Below are 18,399 nucleotides of genomic sequence, written 5' to 3'. Positions count from 1 at the left end.
TGAGTCTCTGTCAAAGCGAATCCAGGAGCGCGTCGAGGGGCTGGGTGGTGTCTATTGTTCTAACGTATTCTGCTTCGGTAGGCGTGAAGGGTTCAAAGGTCTGCTTTGCCAAAATTTCCGGTGTAGCATCGGCGATGTCGCCTGTGCGCTGGCTGAGCCGCTTAGCGAGGATTTCCAGGGGAGCCGTGCAGAAGAGAATATGGAGCGGGATGCCGTGGGCGCTGGCCTGGGCGATCGCCCCTTCTCGCAGTGCCTGCCGATCGTATTTGGCATCCAAAATTACGGTGTATCCATCGGCGGCCAGCGTTGTGCCCAGGTGCAGCAGGCGATCGTAGGTCTTTTGGGTCATCTCTGGGGTGTAGAGGTCGTCGCCGCCACGCTCTGTCAGGGGCACGCCGCCCAGGTGTTTGCGGACTGCATCGGAGCGGATGTAGACGGCACCCAGCTTTTGGGCGATCGCCCGCGCCGTGGTACTCTTCCCCGATCCCGATAGCCCGCTCATCAGCATCAGCCGCCCGGCTTTGGGCTGGGTATAGTCCCACGCCAGTCGATAATAGAGCGCGGCGGTGTCGTGGGCTTTGCGCTTTTCCTCCTCTGGCACACCGGGGTCATTTAGCAAAAAGGACGTCACCTTTGCCCGCACGTAGGTCTGGCGGTTGACGTAGATCGGCAGCACCCGCAGCCCTTCCCAATCGCCCGTCTGCTCCACGTATTCGTTCAAAAACACCGTCCGCAGGTCAGGTCGCTGCCGCGCGTCCAAGTCCATCACGATGTAGGCAATGTCGAACATGACATCGACAAATCGAAACGGCTCGTTGAACTCGATGCAGTCGAATAGCAAAAACTGCTGGTTCCAGTAGGCGATATTTCGCAGGTGTAGGTCGCCGTGGCACTCACGAATCCAGTTTTGCTGAATGCGCTCGTCGAATAAGTCGGCTTTTTCGGCAAAGAAGCGATCGCAATAAGCTCTCGTCTCGTCAAATTGCGTCTGGGTTTGGGGCCCGCCGATGTATTGCGCGGTCTGCGCCCAGTTTTCGTCAAATGCCTGCCGCACGCGCCCAACGCGGCCGAATTCTCGGATGTAGTCGCTGGTTTCGGTTTTTAGGTGGAACGTGGCGATCGCCCCTGCTAGGTCTTTTAGCAAGTCCTCCGTCAGTTCGCCCCGCTCATACAAGTTGGTCAGGAGGGTCGATTGCGGAAACTGCCGCATCTTCACCGCATACTCCACCACCTCGCCTGGCCCGTCCAGATGAAAGGTCGGCACGCCGTTTTCCACCGTTTGGGTAATTGGCAGCACGTCCAGATAAATCGCCGCCGCCGCCCGCTGATTCAGCCGCAGTTCCTCTTCGCAAAAATGTTTCCGCTTTTCCAGCGTGGAATAGTCCAGAAATCCAAAGTTCAGCGGCTTTTTGACCTTGTAGGCATATTCGCCCGTCAGCAGCACATAGGAAATATGTGTCTGAATCAACTGCACGGGCGACGCATCCGACGGATAGAAGTCTTCAGGATATTCTGGCGGATCGCCTGCCCCAGTTTTCAGCGGGTCGGGCGGCACCGGATGCGGGTAAAACCCCGGCTGGAGCATATGCTGGATGACAGGCGGTAGGGCAGAGTCGGACATGAGAGGTTGGGGGTTGGGGGTTAGGGCTGCTTTTTTGACTTTCAGCTTCTCACTAGAATAAATGCGCCTGGAAGGTTTCCAAGCGCATTTGTAACCGTATTCTGAAACGAATCATGAACTGCGTGCGCCCATCCAAGTCTACTGCGCCGTTTCGACTGCGCCGTTGGTATACAGCAGCGCCCGCTTGGGCCCGTGGATGGGGTCTTCCACAATAATGGTCTGGTCGCGGCTGGCTCCGAGGGAAACGATGGCGATCGGCACTTCCATCAGTTCTGCCAGAAACTTGAGATAGTCCAGCGCTTGACGCGGCAAGTCATCGAGCGATCGACAGTGGGAAGTGTCTTGCTTCCAGCCCGGTAGGGTTTTGTAAACGGGCTGACAGCGAGCAAACAGCCGCGCGTTGGATGGAAAATCGCGAATTTGCTGACCGTCGATTTCATAGGCGGTGCAGACTTTGATTTCGTCGAGGTCATCCAGCACGTCGAGCTTGGTGATGGCCAGGCAGTCTAACCCGTTGATGCGGACGGCATAGCGACCGATCACCGCATCAAACCAGCCGCAGCGCCGCTTGCGTCCGGTGGTGGTGCCAAATTCCGCGCCGCGATCGCACAACGCTTCGCCCACATCGCCCAGCAGTTCCGTCGGAAACGGCCCTTCGCCGACGCGAGTGGTATAGGCCTTGGCCACGCCGATCACCCGGTCGATGATCGTCGGCCCCACACCCGCCCCCACGCACGCACCACCCGACACCGGGTTCGACGAGGTGACATAGGGATAAGTGCCATGATCGAGATCCAGCAGCGTGCCCTGTGCGCCCTCAAACAGGATATTGCGGCGCTGGCGCACAGCCTGGCTAATTCGCAGGGAGCTATCGACCACATGGGGCCGCAGCCGCTCGGCATAGCCCAGGTATTCATCGATCACGGCGTCGGGGTCGAGCGGCGGCAGGTTATACAGCTTCTCTAAAATGACGTTTTTGTATTCGATCGTCCAGGTCAACTGGTCGCGCAGTCCCTCTGCATCCATCAAATCCACCACGCGAATGCCCGTGCGCTCGGACTTATCGGCGTAGGTGGGGCCGATGCCACGCTTGGTTGTGCCGATTTTGTGGCTGCCGCGCTGCTCTTCGGCGGCGGCATCGATCATGCGGTGATAGGGCATGGTGACGTGGGCCGTCTCAGAAATCAGCAGGTTCTTGCTGGAAACGCCCAGCTTTTCGAGCTGATCCAGTTCGCTCAGCAGCACCTTGGGATCAATCACCGTACCAGAGCCGATGATGCACTCTGTTGCGGGATACAAAATACCCGATGGAATCAGGTGCAGCTTGAAGGTTTGCCCCTGCACCACGACCGTATGACCCGCGTTGACCCCGCCCTGATAGCGCACCACCACATCGGCGGACTTGCTCAACAGGTCGGTAATCTTCCCTTTTCCTTCGTCGCCCCACTGGGCCCCGATTACTACAACGTTTGCCAAGGGTTTAAGTTGCTAGAATTTTCAGAAATACGCAAACTCCCATTATCAACAGCGCGTGTTCCTGGTGTCAATGCTTAGGAGCAAGACGCTGCTAGTCTGAGTGGAAATGCCCATTTCTAAAGCTCAACTTGAGAAAAATGCAGTGCGTGGCTTTGAGTGAAATGCAGGCGAGTTAACAACTAGATTGAGAGGTATCTTGTGACGCTATATGCCGAATTGCACCGCCATCTGGGTGGTTCCGTCGTCCCTCGGATTCTCTGGCGCTATTTTCAGCGCAACCAGGCAGACTTGGCAGGACGATTTGCCGACTATGCCGAGTTTGAGGATTTTTATACGCGCCCGCGCAATACGCTGGCGGAATATCTAGAGTTGCATACGCTGGTGGAAAGCGTGCAGACGGAAGATACCCTGCCCTACTTTATCTATCGCCTGATGCGCGGGGCATACGTGTTTGAGAATTTGGCCTATTTGGAATTGCGCTATACGCCGTATTTGAGAACGCCGGAGCATCTCAGCCAGGGCGATCGCATCTCATTAATGAGCCAGATTGTGGAGGTGGTGGGCCGCGCCAGCCAGATTGTCGAGTATCCCATCGTCACTAGCCAAATCCTCTGTATGCACTCACGGCTACCCTACGAAGTAAACCGGGCGATCGTCGATCTGGCGGCGGCACGGCGCGATGTGGTGTGTGGCGTGGATTTGGCAGGTGGAGACGGGCTGTATGGCGATCGCCTCGATGAATTCATCCGGCTATATGACTACGCGCGATCGCTCGACCTCAACACCACCGGGCACTTGTATGAAACCGAAGAAGGCTGCTATCCCGAACTCTTGCCCTACCTGATGCGGATTGGCCACGGCATCCAGATTCCGCTAAAGCACCCCGAACTGCTGCCCCAGGTGGCGGCCCAGGGGCAATGCCTGGAGGTCTGCCCCACCACGTACTTAAAAACCGGCACACTGCAAGACCTGCATCAGCTTAAGGTCGTCTTCGACCGCTGCTTTGAGGCGGGCGTGGATATCGCCATCTGCACCGACAACGCTGGACTGCATAACGTGCGGTTGCCGTTTGAATATGAAACGCTGCTGACTCACGACATCATCGGATTCAAGCAGTTGCGAGCCTGTCAGGATGCGGCTTTCCGTCACGCCTTTGCTTGGAAGCACCCGCAGCGTCCGGAGCTGATCCTGAATACGATTTTGCGAGCAGACTCTGACCCGCCGAACGGCTCCGAAGCACAGACTGATTCTAGAAAAGAGAGCGCGGTTTCAGGGTTGCAGTTGCCTGAGTCATGATACGAGGCACGACTTGGGCCGAAACCTGAGCCATAAATGTGATTGTGAGCAGTTCATAGATAGCAAAAGAGGGAAGACGCTCTGACTTCCCTCTGCTCGTAATTTCTCTGATGTAAACCCGTTGCTCAACGCCCCTACGCTTCGCGCTTTAGTGCAGACTCGACCTGCTTGAATTCCAGTTCCAAACGCTCCTTCAGCTTGGCAGGAACAGGGCGATTTGGATAGGAGCTATAGTGCCCCGCCAGAGAATTCAGCGCTGTCCGCATGGTAGTGAAGGAACCCAGCTTGAGCAGCGAGTTGTCTCGACGATATCGGGCTGAGAAGTCGTTAATTAGCTGGCGGGCTTCGGATTGGGCGGCGGCCTTTTCAGGCGTGCCATCGGGCAGTTCTAGTGCGTTCCGCAGGCTGCCAATCAGCGCCAGCGTATCTTGCCGATAGTTGCCACTGAGATTTCCCGACGCACTGGAGCAGCCCGTCAATCCAATGACACACACCAGCACCAGGGCAAACAGACGAGTTAGAAAAGTCTTCATAGAACCTCGGCAACTAAAAATCGGCAATTGGAAAGCGACCGTCAAAATCAAAAACTGGGAAAAAGCGTCGTTTTTCATCATAACTTGAGTTGGCGATCGCCCCAGCACGAAACGCCAACCCAGCAACCCTTAGCCCTCAGGCGTTACCCGTCATGCGGTTCACGACGTTTTGCACAATCTGCATTCCGGTGATAGCCTGCCAGCCAAATAGAACCAGCAGGATCACGTTCAGCGTGATGTGGGCATAGCGGGCCGCATCGTTGCCCTTCTGCATAAACGGGGTCAGTGCAGCAGAGGTGGCAATTATGCCCGTCATGCCCAGGCCCACCAGCAGGTGGGGATTGACAAACAGCTTGCCGCTGTTGATATAGGTGGCAGCCATGCCGCCCAGCGTGCCCAGCACCATCGTCGCCAGCAAGATCGAGCCAATCTGGTGATGGCGGATATTGAAACGCCCTTTGAGCAATGCTTTTTTGACCTCGCCCTCGGCGGAGCGCGTGCGCCGAAGCTGAACGCCCAGATACATGGCGTAGATCGTTAGCCCAAACAAAACCCACATCAGGATCGGGTGAACAAACTGGCTGTAAACCTTGAGCGACTGCAAAAGCTCAGGACTCATTACGCTCTCCCTCTCTGCGCCTCAAATCTTAAAAAAATCTAACTGCACTGTAATAAAAATTAGCACAATTAGCGTCACTGGGAAGAGACTAGCAGGATGGACGGGAGGCGGAGGCGGTCAGATCGGTTCCGAATCAGATCAGTTCCGAATCAGTTCAGTTCCGAATCAGTTCCGAAAAGGATCACCTCCAAAAAAACAAGCCTCCCAGCGAGAACTTGCTCGGAGACTTGTTTGCGGATGAAAGCCTGGGCGTAGGGCTAGTAACCCTTCTCTCAGGGGGCGATCGCGCTACATCCCTGGCAAGAGCGAGTCAGTAGCGTTGCTGGGTTCGTTCTGGGGCTGTTGGCGCAGAATGATGGGCGGCTCGGTAACCAGGCCCACGAGGCGATCGCTCGGAAAGCAGAGAATCGCTTTGCCTTCGGTAATTGGAATCTGGAAAAGGCGCTGGGGGCGGTTTTCAGGGGGTGCGACCAGTGTCTCAAACAACTCTTGCAGGAGCATGTTGTTGGACTGAATTGTGACCGTTTGCTGCGTGCCGCCATCGAGCAGGATGGTGACAGCGACTTCTTGGGGCAGGGGTGCATCAGAAACCATGCGATTACCTAGATATAAAGTGAATGCTGAACAACAGCTTGAGTGAAAACTTAAAACAGGGAGTTCGCGCAGAACAGCAGCCCAATGGCTGAATCTTGACGAGTCCTGTTGTACGTTTCCCGCGAAATAAGACGGAAATCGGGAAATTACTGGAAAGTCGAGCGATGGGCTGCTAGTTGTTATGCAGTTTTTACGACTTGAACATCTGGGCGACGAAGTGCAATCAGGAAAACCTAATGCAAGAAATGGCGAACGCCCGTGAAAATCATAGCCAATCCCAGCTCGTTTGCGGCCTGAATCGACTCGGCATCGCGCAGACTGCCGCCGGGCTGGGCGATCGCCACGATCCCCGCTGCCGCCGCCTGCCGCACCGAATCGTCAAACGGGAAAAAGCCGTCACTGGCTAAAATTGCGCCCCTAGCGCGATCGCCCGCCTGCTCCAGCGCCAGCTTCACAGAGCCGACCCGGTTCATCTGTCCTGCGCCAATGCCCAGCGTGGTGCGGTGGTTTGTGACCACAATGGCGTTGGATTTGACGTGCTTGCAGACCGCCCAGGCAAAGCGCAGTTCTGCCCACTGGTCGTCGGTCGGCGCTTTTTCGGTCGCCACTTTCCACTGGCTGATGTCAATGGGGAGGTCGTCAGCGGCTTGAACCAGCAGTCCTCCGGCGATCGCCCTCACCGTCTGCGCTGGGCCCGTGTGCAGGTCGGGCAGCGTTAGCACGCGCACTTTGGACTTTGCCGCCAGGATTTCTGCCGCCGCCGCATCACACCCCGGCGCAACTACGCATTCCAAAAAGGTCTGGGTCAATGCTGCCGCCGTTTGCCCATCGATGGGTCGATTCAGCGCCACAATGCCGCCGAAGGCCGAGGTCGAGTCGGCTTCATAGGCTTTGGTATAGGCCTCCAGCAGGGTATTGCCTAGCGCCACGCCGCAGGGATTGGTGTGTTTGATAATCACAGCAGCGGCAGGCGCACCAGGCGCATCGTCAAACTCCGCCACAATCTGCCGCGCCGCCTCCAGATCGACCAAGTTGTTATAGCTCAACTCCTTGCCCTGGAGCTGGGTTGCTGCTGCCCAGCCCCTGGGCGATTCCCCAGTTTGATACCAGGCGGCAGGCTGATGGGGGTTTTCGCCATAGCGCAGCGGTTGCAGCAGGCGACCCGTAAGGGCAATCGAAGCTGGATGCTCGCTGGTCGATTCTGCGGCAATGGGTTCGCGGGTTGCCGATTGCGCGGCCAGGTAGGTGGCGATCGCCGCGTCATACTTCGCCGTGTGCGAAAATCCTGCCAAGGCGCAGGCTCGGCGAAACTCAAACGACACCTGACCATCCCCCTGCCGCAATTCCGTCAGATATTCGTCATACTGCGCCGGATTGCACAGCACGGTGACATGGGCAAAGTTTTTGGCCGAAGCCCGCAGCATTGCCGGGCCGCCGATATCGATCTGCTCCACCGCTTCTGCCAGCGACACACCCGGTTGGGCAATGGTCTGCTCAAAGGGATAGAGATTCACCACCACCAGGTCAATCGGCTGAATCTGGTTTGCCTCTAGATCGGTCAGGTCTTGAGGAACGTCCCGTCGGGCCAGAATGCCGCCGTGAATCCGGGGATGCAGCGTCTTTACGCGCCCACCGAGGATTTCAGGGGAACCCGTGTAGTCAGAAACTTTGGTAACTGGGATGCCTGCCGCCTTCAGCGCTTCGGCAGTGCCACCGCTACTGATAATCGAAAAATTGAACGTTTCTACAAGCTGGCGGGCAAACGCCACCAGTCCGGTTTTGTCAGAAACGCTCAGAAGAGCTAAACGGGTCATGGCACTCTACTAACTCAAAAACGACTCTAAACCGACTCGAACCCGAATGATGGCGGCATAACGGCTGAAACACTTCACGCAAGCGCCTCACCACTTCATGAAAACACTTAACTAGTTCGTCTGGCTGACGCACTTGCGTGAAAGGACTAAAGGACTGCTAACAAGCTGCGGTTGACGCTTCCTCAGAATACTCAGAGTATATGGAAACAATGGGCTGGGAAACTTATGATTTGATCGAATGATTTGATCGAACCGCGTTTGATTTTGATGGAACTGCGTTCAGGGCGATCGCCGTCTGGAGGTCTAAACCTGGGTTCGCTAAATTCGCACTCTGGCTGAATGGCTCCGCCAAGGCAGAGTCAGCGCCAAGCTCCCCTAACCTCTAGAGTCGCCGCCCAAAATTACCCCTAATAACCACTATCCAGAGTCCACACGCATCAATCCTTTTTACACTCCTGCTGAATTTCTACCAAGAGGAAGACTGTGTCTCTGAGAGCGATTTCCATCCCGCCCCGCAGCGGAAAACCGCCGGAAGCGCTGCTGGTCATGCTGCATGGCTGGGGAGCCAATGCCCAGGATGTGGCTTCGCTGGCGCTGATGCTGGATTTGCCGACGATGCAACTGCTGTTTCCTGATGCACCGTTTCCCTATCCCTACGGGCCCACAGGTTGCGTTTGGTACGACTTGCCCGATGGCTATTCCTTCGAGAGCGATCCAGAATTCGTGAATCAGCCCAAGCTGCGGGAGAGCGCTGTCCGACTAACAGAATGGCTGCGATCGCTCGTTTCGATCACGGGTGTGCCGCTAGAAAAAACGCTGCTGGCGGGCTTTTCGCAGGGCGGCGCGATGGCTTTGGAGGTCGGTCTGAGTCTGCCGCTGGCGGGGCTGCTGGTGCTGAGCGGCTATTTGCACGGGCCACCCCAACTGGGGATCGCGCTGCCCCCACCCGTGCTGATGGTGCATGGTCAGCAAGATTTGGTGGTGCCGATTGGTGCGGCCCGGCGATCGCGCGATGTCCTGCAATCGGCGGGGCTATCGGTGCGGTATCACGAGCTATCAACGGGTCACGAAATTACCCCAGAGGTGCTGAAATTGGCGCAAAACTTTACAGAAGAAATACGGTTGTCAGCGAGCCGGAGCGAATAGGATAGGAGATGTAGAGGTCTATGGCTCTCAGCGAAGCCTACGCAGGCAGCGAAGCCCGCGGAGGTATGGATGGGGGTCTACTCTGGGGAATTGCTTTCTAAAGGATTGCTTTCTGACTAGTCGGAATTTGGAGGGCGAGCCATGCGTACACTGGACTTTTGCGAGCAAGATGTCGCCCAAATGACCGAGGGCGAGGTGGAAAACCTGGCGAAGCGGCTCGAACAAGACGACTATGCAAACGTCTTTGAAGGGCTGCGCGACTGGCACCTGCTGAGGGCGATCGCCTTCCAGCGCCCCGAACTGGCAGAACCCTACTACTACCTGCTAGACATGGAAGCCTACGACGAGTCCTGAACACAGTTCACGACCGTCATATCCACCCAGGAGCCTGAATCTAAGGGTTCTCGTCTAGATTTTACTTCAGGTTTCACAGCGTTAATGCATCCAGCCTAATGAAGCCCTGACTCCTGAAGCATTTGATGATGGCGCTTGAGGATGTCCAGGGCTTCTTCGGTTTCGACCTGGGGAAACTCGACATAGAAGCGGCTGACGCTGAGAAAAGAGCGCGGAGCCGCCAACAGGACGATGCGATCGCTCCAATGCTTGAGAAACGGCACAACCCGCGAGGGCGCAACGGGCGCACAAATGATCACTGCCGCTGGATGCTTGGCTTGCAGGGCACGAGCGGCAGCGGCCATCGTCAGCCCGGTGGCAATGCCGTCATCGACCAGAATGGCGATCGCCCCACGGGGATCATTCGGCTTCATGCCTCCCGAAAACAAGTCTTGCTGGATACGAGCGCTCGCCTGTGCGGTTTGCACTGCGCTCCGCCATAGCAATGTTCGCGTTTCCATCATCCCGGCATGGCGCGATCGCATCACCTGGCCATCGGCCGTCACCGCCCCAATCGCAAACTCTGGATTGTCGGGGCGCGTCACTTTTTTAGCTACCATTACGTCCAACGGACAGCGCAAGCTCTGGGCAATCGGCGCTGCCACCGGAATGCCCCCCCTGGGCAGCGCGTAGACCAGTGGTTGGGCATCGGGATAGCGAAACCGCAGCAGGCTCACCTCGGCGGCAACCAGCGGTGCAAGCTGTTGTCCGGCATCCAGGCGATCGCGCAGCGGCAGTCGGTTGGACATGTTGGCCCTCCGGGGGTGAGAGGGGTCAGGGGCGAGGGGATAAAGGAGAAACTAAGAATATCACTCTCGATCATGACCGATCTTTCCAGGCTTTGTTAGCAAAACGCACGGGGCGCAACCCACAACCAGCGCAACGGGGGACGATTGCCCTTTGTAGAATTTTGTTGCGGCAAACGTTAACTATTGATGCAAACTATGCCAGAGGTTGTCCGTTTTTTGATACTAGTGCCCTTAAGCTAATCTTTCGCCCGCCGGAGGTTTCGGGAAGGCAGGTTTGCTGGCCGGGGGCCTGCGGAGCGTGGGAAAGATCAGCATTCTGAATTCATTCCTCTTTTCATGACTTAGGAGATCGAGCCTTGTTCATTTCCCCGTTACTTGCTGCCGTGCCCACCACCCTGGAATGGGGCCCCAAAACGGCAATTGTCATGATCCTGTGCAACATTCTGGCGATCGCCATTGGCAAATTCACAATTCAACAGCCCAGCGTTGGGCCAGAGCTACCCTCCTCTAACATGTTTGGCGGCATGGGCTTGGGAGCGCTGCTGGGAACGACCTCTCTAGGACATATCCTTGGCGCGGGAGTGATTTTGGGACTAGCCAGCATGGGCGCACTATAGCCCCAAGAAGCTGGCAGAAGCCGCCAAGATCTCTGTAGGCAGGGTCTGGCAGTGTTTCGTCTGGCAGTGTTTCATAGTTGACGACTTTGGTGCTTCGCAAGAGTGTCGCAGGCTTGCAGCAAGCCGCGTTAATCATTGGGTTCCTGAAGACTCACGGCGCGTCTTTCCCAATGCTGCTCAACGCTGCTCTATGATGTACCAGAGTCGTCACCCTTTTACGTTTGCCCAAATCCTGCATGATTGTCTCGCCTGATGAATTGGTTCGTTATCGCGCCGAACTAGCCGAAAATCCTGAGGCCCTGGCAGCATTGACCATGCTGGAAGATTGCGAAGGAGATTTGGAAGATGCGGCGATCGCCCTGGCGCTGCGGGAAGGACAGGAACCCGATCAGTCAGAAGGCTGGCTCGATGGTTTTGCCAAGCGCTGGCGGGTCTACGTTTGCCAGTCTGGTGTTCGAGGTCACCTGGAAACAGGGGCGATCGCCCTGGGCATCCAGCTTCTAGCAGCCGAAATGGTGCTGCCCGTTGATCTGGCGACGTTGGTTGCCATTTACGTACAAAAAACGGGCGTGGAGACTTTCTGCAAGCCCCTAGAGGAGCGGCTTTGAGCGTCGGCTGGCAGGGCGGCTGGCAGGGCTGGCACCGCAGCCAGAAAGCCCCGATCGTCTTCGCCGCGCTCCTAGCGCTGTTGGGCAGTGGGAACCCGTCCACGGCGATCGCCCAAAGCCAAGTTCCTAACCCAGACCCCAACCAAAATCCAAAATCCAAAATCCAAAATCCCCAAATTGCCCAATCTCCCGGCAGTTTCTGCGCGGCAGATTTGCCAGGGCAACTGGACGCGCTGCTGAATGCAGAGCCTGTGCCGCGATCGCGCTGGGGCGTATTGGTGCGATCGCTCGACACGGGCGACACGCTCTATACCCGCGAAGCAGACCAGTTTTTCATTCCTGCTTCCAATGCCAAAGTCTTCACCACAGCAGCCACGCTGACGGCCCTCGGCCCCGCCTTTCGCATTCGCACCTCTATCTACCGAGACGCAAGCGACCGTGAGACAGCAGAGACAGGGCAAGTTCGGCTGCGGCTGGTGGGGCGCGGCGACCCTACGCTCACCACTGCCCAACTTGATATGCTGACCACACAACTCAAGGCACAGGGCATCACCCGCATCGATCACCTGACGGTCGATGCCTCCTATTTCCAGGGCGACGAGGTGAACCCCAACTGGGACTGGGAAGATGCCCAGGCGGGCTACGGCGCACCCATCAGCAGTGTGATGGTGGATGGCAATACGATCGCCCTTCAGTTGGTTCCCCAGGCGCTGGGGCAGCCCCTCCGCGTCGTGTGGCGCGACCCGGCCGATGGCGCGGGCTGGGCCATCGACAATCGCTCTCGCACCGTCGCCGCCAGCGAAGCCGAATTTACAGCCGTCCGCCGCGCCTTTGACCGACTGCTGCTGCGGGTGAGCGGCCAACTGCGGGTCGGCAGCGCCGCAGAGCTAGAAATCATCCCCGTCACCGATCCAATCCGCCACTTCATCAACCGACTGCGGCGATCGCTCCGTAGCCAGGGCATTGCGCTCGGCCCTGTGGCGATCGCCACCACACCCACTCGCCTCACGGAACCCGAAATCGCCAGCATCGCCTCTGCACCACTGTCGGAATTGCTCAAACCCACCAACGCCAACAGCGAAAACCTCTACGCCGAGGCAATGCTGAGAATTTTGGGCGCAGAGCAATTGCCTGACCAGTCCGCCAATAGCCTCTCTGCCGGAATCACGGCTCTCAAGGCGACGCTGACCCAACTGGGCGTATCCGCCGACAGCTACGCCCCCGTCGATGGTTCTGGGCTGGCTCGCAAAAACCTGGCTAGCCCAGAATCGCTGGTGGAAACCCTGAGGGCGATCGCCCGCACCCCCAATGCCCGCGTGTTTCGCGACTCGCTGGCCGTGGCCGGCAGCAGTGGCACCCTGCAAAGCCGCTTCCGCAATACGCCCGTGCAGGGAAGGCTCTGGGGCAAGACTGGAGCCATCAGCGGCATCGCCTCACTGTCGGGCTATCTGGAGCCACCCCAGCATCCGCCCCTAGCGATCAGCATCTTGGTCAATCATTTTGACCAGCCTGTGCGAACCGTCCGCCCAACGATAGACAATCTGGTGCTGCGAATCGCTCAGCTGCAATCCTGCGAGTGAACCCCATCCTCCTGAACCCCATCCTCCAGGGTGTGTTTCCCCGTTGCTCCACGAATCAACCCTGCTCTATCCTTTTGTAAAGTGACCCCTCGCCTATACTGCTTATACTAGAGATCTGTGGCTGGTGAGATGGATTTAAGTTTTTGACTGGCTGGTTAAGAACGCTTGTAGAAAAAGGATCGTCTCGAATTTGGTGCGATCGCCATAGCCCTTTAATTAAGTGCCACTTGGTGCGCTGATGAAACTGTTCCGAGGATTTTCCAAACAGTTTGAACCGGGGCGGCAAAGACATCGCTCTAAACCAGGCAGTCTGCGCCCTGGCAAGCAACCTGGTACTCCGCCGGCTCGTTTTTCTAGCGAACATGCCAACCGTCTGTGGCTCCAGGTTTCCCAGGCGGCGCGGCTGGGGCAAGACTGGCTCTGTCCCCCGGCTCGCCGTCGCAAGTCTTCCTTTTCTTCGACCTGTGCCTATCCCCGGGCCTACGCGCTGCTGGCAGTGCTGACGCTGACAAGCGTGATTGGCTATCGGTTCTATAACGAGCCTCAGCTTGCCGTGGGCACCGTTGCTCCCCAAACGCTGCGGGCCGTAGAGAATGCAACGGTGCTGGATAGCAAGTCAACCGAAGAAAAGCGGATGGCTGCCCGCCTGGGTGCGCTGCCTGTGCTGATGATCGATCCAGCGGTCAACCAGCGCGTTTATCAAAATATTCAGCGCCTCTTGGATGAAGGGGACGCACTGCGCCAGATGGCCGGCCCCTTTCCTTACGTTTCTACAGGCACTCTGTCTACTGCAACGCAATCCCACCTGCGGCAAACCTCCAAGGCAGAGTGGGAATCCATCATTGCGGCAGTCGAATCGACCGCCAGTCGCCTGCCATTGCCCTCGACTCCATCTGCCTTAAGCGGACGAGAGCCACCATCGCGATCGGCTCAGCAGCTTGCCATTCTGGAACTGCAAAATCAGCGACGCTCCATGTCAGAAGAAGATTTTTCGGCGCTGAAGCGAGTCATCGTGCGGGCCCGCCAAAACTATGCGATCGCCCTGGCGGAGTTATCAAACACGCCGGAAGCAGGAGCCAGCCTCTATTCTCCTGCTGTGCTGCAACTCTCTGATACCGAATGGCTAGATACCAAAGTCAAAACCCGCCGCGCTCTCGAACGAATCCTTACTCAGGGAGTTGCGCCCGGTCTGCCCAATAGCATCTTGAAAGATGCCATTCGCATTCAGATGGGAACCGACCTGCCCGCCAACACGTTGCCCCTGGCTAGCACCCTGCTGATTTCTGCCATCGAGCCAAACCTGATCCAAGACCCAACCCAAACTCGGCTCCAGGCAGAGCAGGCTGCCCAGGCAGTTGAGCCAGTTATGGTGTCCATTCGACGGGGTGAAGTCATTGTTGAGCAGGGAGATGTCATTACCCAGGAAGACTTTGTGCTGCTCGACCACTTTGGGCTGAGCCAGCGCGGGATCAACTGGTTTGGGCTGACCAGCTTTGCGGCCCTAGTGAGCGGCGGCGTGGCGGCATTTCTCCTGCTGGAAAGACGCTTTCACCCCGGTTTTCGACGGCGCGACTATGTGCTGGTGATGCTGCTGGTGCTGAGTACCCCGGTGCTGCTAGCGCTGGGCGCATCGACCACGACGCTCCCCGCCGTGGGGCTGCTGGTCAGCACGTTCTATGGATCGCCACTGGGCGCGACGGTTGCAGCATTTCTCAGCTTGGCCCTGCCGCTGGGGATGAATGTCGGCAGTCGCCACCTGTTTGCCAGTTCCGTCAGCAGCCTGCTGGGGGCGGTGATGGCGGGCCGACTGCGATCGCGCGAAGAACTTGCCCTGCTGGGGGGAGCCGTCGGGCTGACGCAAGGGCTGGTCTACCTGCTGCTGAGCCTGATCGTCAGCGGCGGCAGCGGCATTGTCTGGTATACCATCCTCATGGCCTCGGTGACGCAGGGCTTGCTGGGCGTTGCCTGGAGCATCGTCGCGCTGGGCATCAGTCCCTACCTGGAGCAAGCCTTTGACCTAGTGACCCCGATTCGGCTGGTGGAACTGTCGAACCCCAACCGGCCGCTACTCAAGCGACTGGCCGAAGAAGCCCCCGGCACCTTTCAGCACACGCTGTTTGTGTCTACCCTGGCGGAGGCAGCGGCCCGTGAGCTGGGCTGCAACGTGGAACTGGTGCGAGCAGGAACGCTGTATCACGACATTGGCAAGATGCATGACCCGAAGGGCTTTATCGAAAACCAGATGGGCGGCCCCAACAAGCACGACAGCATTGACGACCCCTGGGTGAGCGCCAGCATTATTAAAAAGCACGTCACCGAAGGCGAGGCCATGGCCCGCCGCTATCGCCTGCCTCGCGCCATCCGCGCCTTTATTCCTGAACACCAGGGCACGATGCTGGTCGGCTACTTTTTCCACGAAGCCCAGCAGCGCGTCAAAGCCAATCCGTCGCTCATCCTGCGCGAGGCAGATTTTCGCTACGATGGGCCGATTCCTCAATCCCGCGAGACGGGCATTGTCATGCTGGCCGATTCCTGCGAAGCCGCGCTGCGATCGCTCAAAGATGCCACACCCAAAGACGCGCTGGCGATGGTCAACCGCATCCTCTACGCCCGCTGGCAAGACAATCAGTTGGTCGATTCGGGCTTAGAGCGAGCGGAAATGCCTCGGATTGCCGAAGTCTTTGTGCAGGTGTGGCAACAGTTTAACCACCAGCGGATTGCCTACCCGAAGGCGATCGCCGCCCCCAAAGCTCCAGCCGCAGAGGTAAAATAAGGGTTCCAGGGATTGGGGGGTTTGAAGGTGAGGCAATACCCCAATCCAGCGCCTCTTCACCGCCCGTCCCAAGACTCAACCGAACCCTTTACGCTAAATCCCAATGATCGATTCGTCCGACATCAAGCGCAGCATCGAACAGTTGTCTGATCGCCTGGGTCATACCCAGGACTATCTTTGACCTGCCTGCTCTAAACGCCAAAATCCAAGACCTAGAGCAGGTCGCCTCGCAGCCCGACTTTTGGGACAACCAGACCCAGGCCCAGCGAGTGCTGCAAGAACTCAACGACCTGAAATCCCACGTCGAGCAGGTGCAGCGCTGGAAAACCACCCTAGACGATGCCCAGGCAGTGCTGGAACTGTTGGAACTGGAATCCGACGAATCGCTGCTGCAAGAAGCGCAGGACAGCCTCAGCCAGATGAGCCGCGAACTCGACCAGTGGGAGCTTCAGCAGTTGCTCTCTGGCGAATACGACGACCGGGGTGCCGTGCTGACGATTAACGCGGGCGCAGGCGGCACCGACGCGCAAGACTGGGCTGAGATGCTGCTGCGGATGTATACCCGCTGGGGCGAAAGCCACGGCTATAAAGTATCGCTGTCGGAACTGTCGGAGGGCGACGAAGCGGGCATCAAATCTGCCACGCTAGAAATTGACGGGCGCTACGCCTACGGCTATTTGAAAAACGAAAAGGGAACCCATCGCCTGGTGCGGATTTCGCCCTTCAACGCCAACGACAAGCGGCAAACCAGCTTTGCAGGCGTGGAGGTGATGCCAATTCTCGACGACTCAGTAACCCTCGACATTCCCGAAAAGGATCTGGAAATTACCACCATGCGCTCTGGTGGCAAGGGCGGACAAAACGTGAACAAGGTGGAAACGGGGGTGCTGGTGCGCCACCTGCCGACGGGGATCTTGGTGCGCTGCACCGAAGAGCGATCGCAGCTTCAGAACAAAGAAAAAGCCCTGGCCCGCCTGAAGGCCAAGCTGCTGGTGATTGCCAAAGAGCAACGTGCCAAAGAAATCGCCGACATCCGGGGCGACATGGTAGAAGCCGCCTGGGGCAACCAGATTCGCAACTATGTGTTTCATCCGTACCAGATGGTGAAGGACGTTCGCACAAATGTCGAAACTACTGCCGTGACCGACGTGATGAATGGCGACCTGGATGCCTTCATTGAAGCCAGCCTGCGGCAGGAGAATCAGGTGGTCAATGATGCAACGCTCTAGAAGCTCCACAAGCCGATTGTTTATGCATCGAGGGTTTATTCACTTGAAACTTTTCAGCGACTTCTATGAAAAAAGCACTACATCACATTTCAATCTTTTCAGAGCTTGTAGACAAGTATGGAAAGTTCCTTGATGAAAACTTGGTTGAATTGTCAATTTTTAGGGACGAAAAAGATAGGGTATTCATTCTATCTATCTCAAAATCAGATGAACTCTATAACGAAGACGCAACCTACTCCGCCGAAGTTTTTGGGACTGATTTAAATAGCTCTTGTAAATCTCTTGACGAGCTAAAGGATTGGTTTCTAAATCTTGAAGTAGAAACTCTTTTACAAACCACCAGTATCTTCCCAGGCTATTACACACCAGAAACTATAGAAGGCGGGTATGAGATGCTTGCGCTCTATAGTTTTGAGTCAGAGTACAGTGATCCTGAGTTATCACGCGCCTCGGTTGATGGATATTTTTCACAAGAGCTACAAGCAAAGCATGATTTAGTTTTCGAAGGAACTAGCGAAGCTGACATGGCTGAAGTAAATCTCATTCGAGATTGGTCATGTACCAGAAGTGTTGAATTGAGACATAAAACTTTACATTTGACCCTATGAAGCTCCTACGAGTGTCTCAGGCAGCAGATCGTGGCTCCAATGGACGATTGAACAGCGGCGACTCAATTCAAGTTGCAAATAGCGCAACTTATCGAGTAACTGATGACCATAAAACGCTGGAATTTCTATCAATTGAAGAATCAAGTAGGCAATCAATACCATGTAGATTTGTATGGTGACTCCATTGACACTCTTAGAGATTAGTTTATCTAGCTTCAAGTGCATCTTTAGAAACTTCCACAGCACTTCTATCTGCCACCGATGTCGATAGACTTCACTAATCTCTTCATTCGTCATCAGGTCTACATTCGTTGCCAACCGAAACTCCGTTTGACTCTCCAGGTCGCAAAACCAAACGACTCGATAGCGCTCATGTTCCAACTCAGAGGTGTTGAAAGATAGCTCAACATACAAAAAATGGGGGCAGAATGTAGTATTCTAGCCCCCAACAAACAAAAACAATACGTAAGATGCTACTGTCATTTCCTGCACTTGTCAAATCGATACTCAAGCAGTTGTGCCCCCACAACTACCCTATTTTGAACTCTCGCTTGTTCTTTGAAATCTGGTTAACCTTCGTTTTAGACCAGAGCTTAACGAGCATGAGGAGCTTGTTCTATCGTCTCAACAAATCAGGAATCAAGGTTGACATTTCCACCTTTTCTAAAGCCTGCAAGACTCGACAGGAGGGTGCATGTCACCTTCTTGAGAGGAAATTAGAGCAGGTTGTTGAGGTAAGCACA

General features: G+C 56.4%; 17 protein-coding genes and 1 pseudogene. 10 read left to right on the top strand and 8 right to left on the bottom strand.

What is annotated here, in order from left to right:
* Window positions 1-10 precede the first annotated feature (10 nt).
* On the bottom strand, window positions 11-1,621 hold the full coding sequence (locus IGS16_RS20935; protein ID WP_297088833.1) for a bifunctional aminoglycoside phosphotransferase/ATP-binding protein: 1,611 nt from the start codon (window positions 1,619-1,621) through the stop codon (window positions 11-13).
* A gap of 138 nt (window positions 1,622-1,759) precedes the next feature.
* The gene (locus tag IGS16_RS20930; protein ID WP_297088832.1) at window positions 1,760-3,097 is read right to left on the bottom strand and encodes an adenylosuccinate synthase; all 1,338 of its coding nucleotides are present in this window, start codon (window positions 3,095-3,097) and stop codon (window positions 1,760-1,762) included.
* A gap of 198 nt (window positions 3,098-3,295) precedes the next feature.
* Here IGS16_RS20930 and IGS16_RS20925 point away from each other — a divergent pair, with 198 nt between their 5' ends.
* Entirely contained in the window at window positions 3,296-4,393 is a 1,098-nt protein-coding gene (locus IGS16_RS20925) for an adenosine deaminase (RefSeq protein ID WP_297088830.1), read from the top strand.
* A 134-nt stretch (window positions 4,394-4,527) separates the two neighbouring features.
* On the opposite strand, the gene psb27 is transcribed toward IGS16_RS20925, so the two are convergent.
* The 4 genes from psb27 to purH all read right to left on the bottom strand — a co-directional run bounded on the left by psb27 (window position 4,528) and on the right by purH (window position 7,953).
* Entirely contained in the window at window positions 4,528-4,926 is a 399-nt protein-coding gene (psb27, locus tag IGS16_RS20920) for a photosystem II protein Psb27 (RefSeq protein ID WP_068508368.1), read from the bottom strand.
* Between the two features lie 136 nt (window positions 4,927-5,062).
* Window positions 5,063-5,545, bottom strand: a complete 483-nt coding sequence (locus IGS16_RS20915) for a DUF4079 domain-containing protein (RefSeq protein ID WP_297088828.1) — start codon at window positions 5,543-5,545, stop codon at window positions 5,063-5,065.
* Between the two features lie 288 nt (window positions 5,546-5,833).
* On the bottom strand, window positions 5,834-6,139 hold the full coding sequence (locus tag IGS16_RS20910; RefSeq protein ID WP_068508364.1) for a hypothetical protein: 306 nt from the start codon (window positions 6,137-6,139) through the stop codon (window positions 5,834-5,836).
* 233 nt (window positions 6,140-6,372) lie between these two features.
* A complete protein-coding gene (gene purH, locus IGS16_RS20905; protein WP_297088826.1) occupies window positions 6,373-7,953 on the bottom strand; it encodes a bifunctional phosphoribosylaminoimidazolecarboxamide formyltransferase/IMP cyclohydrolase in 1,581 nt (526 codons plus the stop codon).
* 483 nt (window positions 7,954-8,436) lie between these two features.
* Between purH and IGS16_RS20900 the strand changes: the two genes are divergently transcribed.
* Together IGS16_RS20900 and IGS16_RS20895 are read left to right on the top strand one after the other, a co-directional pair.
* Window positions 8,437-9,099, top strand: a complete 663-nt coding sequence (locus tag IGS16_RS20900; RefSeq protein ID WP_068508361.1) for an alpha/beta hydrolase — start codon at window positions 8,437-8,439, stop codon at window positions 9,097-9,099.
* 141 nt (window positions 9,100-9,240) lie between these two features.
* Window positions 9,241-9,453 carry a DUF2555 domain-containing protein gene (locus IGS16_RS20895; protein ID WP_172353751.1) on the top strand — a complete coding sequence of 71 codons (213 nt, stop codon included), beginning with the start codon at window positions 9,241-9,243 and terminating at the stop codon, window positions 9,451-9,453.
* Window positions 9,454-9,548: 95 nt separating this feature from the next.
* Here IGS16_RS20895 and IGS16_RS20890 read toward each other — a convergent pair whose 3' ends face one another.
* Window positions 9,549-10,241 (bottom strand): phosphoribosyltransferase, encoded by a 693-nt coding sequence (locus tag IGS16_RS20890; RefSeq protein WP_297088821.1) that lies wholly within the window; start codon window positions 10,239-10,241, stop codon window positions 9,549-9,551.
* Between the two features lie 356 nt (window positions 10,242-10,597).
* Between IGS16_RS20890 and psaK the strand changes: the two genes are divergently transcribed.
* From psaK to IGS16_RS20860, 6 genes are all read left to right on the top strand, one after another.
* Complete coding sequence (gene psaK, locus IGS16_RS20885) at window positions 10,598-10,858, top strand: photosystem I reaction center subunit PsaK (RefSeq protein WP_068516001.1); 261 nt, start codon at window positions 10,598-10,600, stop codon at window positions 10,856-10,858.
* A 236-nt stretch (window positions 10,859-11,094) separates the two neighbouring features.
* Window positions 11,095-11,466, top strand: coding sequence for a hypothetical protein (locus IGS16_RS20880; protein WP_172353753.1), 372 nt, complete (start codon window positions 11,095-11,097; stop codon window positions 11,464-11,466).
* Window positions 11,463-13,046, top strand: coding sequence for a D-alanyl-D-alanine carboxypeptidase/D-alanyl-D-alanine-endopeptidase (dacB, locus tag IGS16_RS20875; protein ID WP_297088819.1), 1,584 nt, complete (start codon window positions 11,463-11,465; stop codon window positions 13,044-13,046). The genes IGS16_RS20880 and dacB overlap by 4 nt, the downstream gene beginning before the upstream one ends.
* Window positions 13,047-13,284: 238 nt before the next feature.
* Window positions 13,285-15,819: an HDIG domain-containing metalloprotein gene (locus tag IGS16_RS20870; protein WP_297088817.1), complete on the top strand. Its 2,535-nt coding sequence runs from the start codon at window positions 13,285-13,287 to the stop codon at window positions 15,817-15,819.
* A gap of 106 nt (window positions 15,820-15,925) precedes the next feature.
* Window positions 15,926-17,048, top strand: a protein-coding gene (prfB, locus tag IGS16_RS20865; RefSeq protein ID WP_367185854.1) for a peptide chain release factor 2 whose coding sequence is annotated in 2 segments (ribosomal slippage) — window positions 15,926-15,997 and window positions 15,999-17,048 — 1,122 coding nt in all. Because the reading frame shifts where the segments join, the coding sequence is not laid out codon by codon here.
* 65 nt (window positions 17,049-17,113) lie between these two features.
* Window positions 17,114-17,656, top strand: a complete 543-nt coding sequence (locus IGS16_RS20860) for a hypothetical protein (protein WP_297088813.1) — start codon at window positions 17,114-17,116, stop codon at window positions 17,654-17,656.
* On the opposite strand, the gene IGS16_RS22410 is transcribed toward IGS16_RS20860, so the two are convergent.
* Entirely contained in the window at window positions 17,651-18,037 is a 387-nt protein-coding gene (locus IGS16_RS22410) for a transposase (RefSeq protein WP_367185842.1), read from the bottom strand. The two genes, IGS16_RS20860 and IGS16_RS22410, sit on opposite strands and share 6 nt — an antisense overlap.
* Before the next feature lie 89 nt (window positions 18,038-18,126).
* Between IGS16_RS22410 and IGS16_RS20855 the strand changes: the two are divergent.
* Window positions 18,127-18,399, top strand: a pseudogene (locus tag IGS16_RS20855) (IS4 family transposase); the annotation flags it as partial.

It is taken from the genome of Thermoleptolyngbya sp. C42_A2020_037 (genome assembly GCF_015272455.1).
In the GTDB taxonomy this organism is placed as follows: Bacteria; Cyanobacteriota; Cyanobacteriia; order Elainellales; family Elainellaceae; genus Thermoleptolyngbya.
The sequence above is the reverse complement of the archived record's forward strand: the minus strand, read 5'-3'. Positions and strand labels throughout refer to the sequence as shown.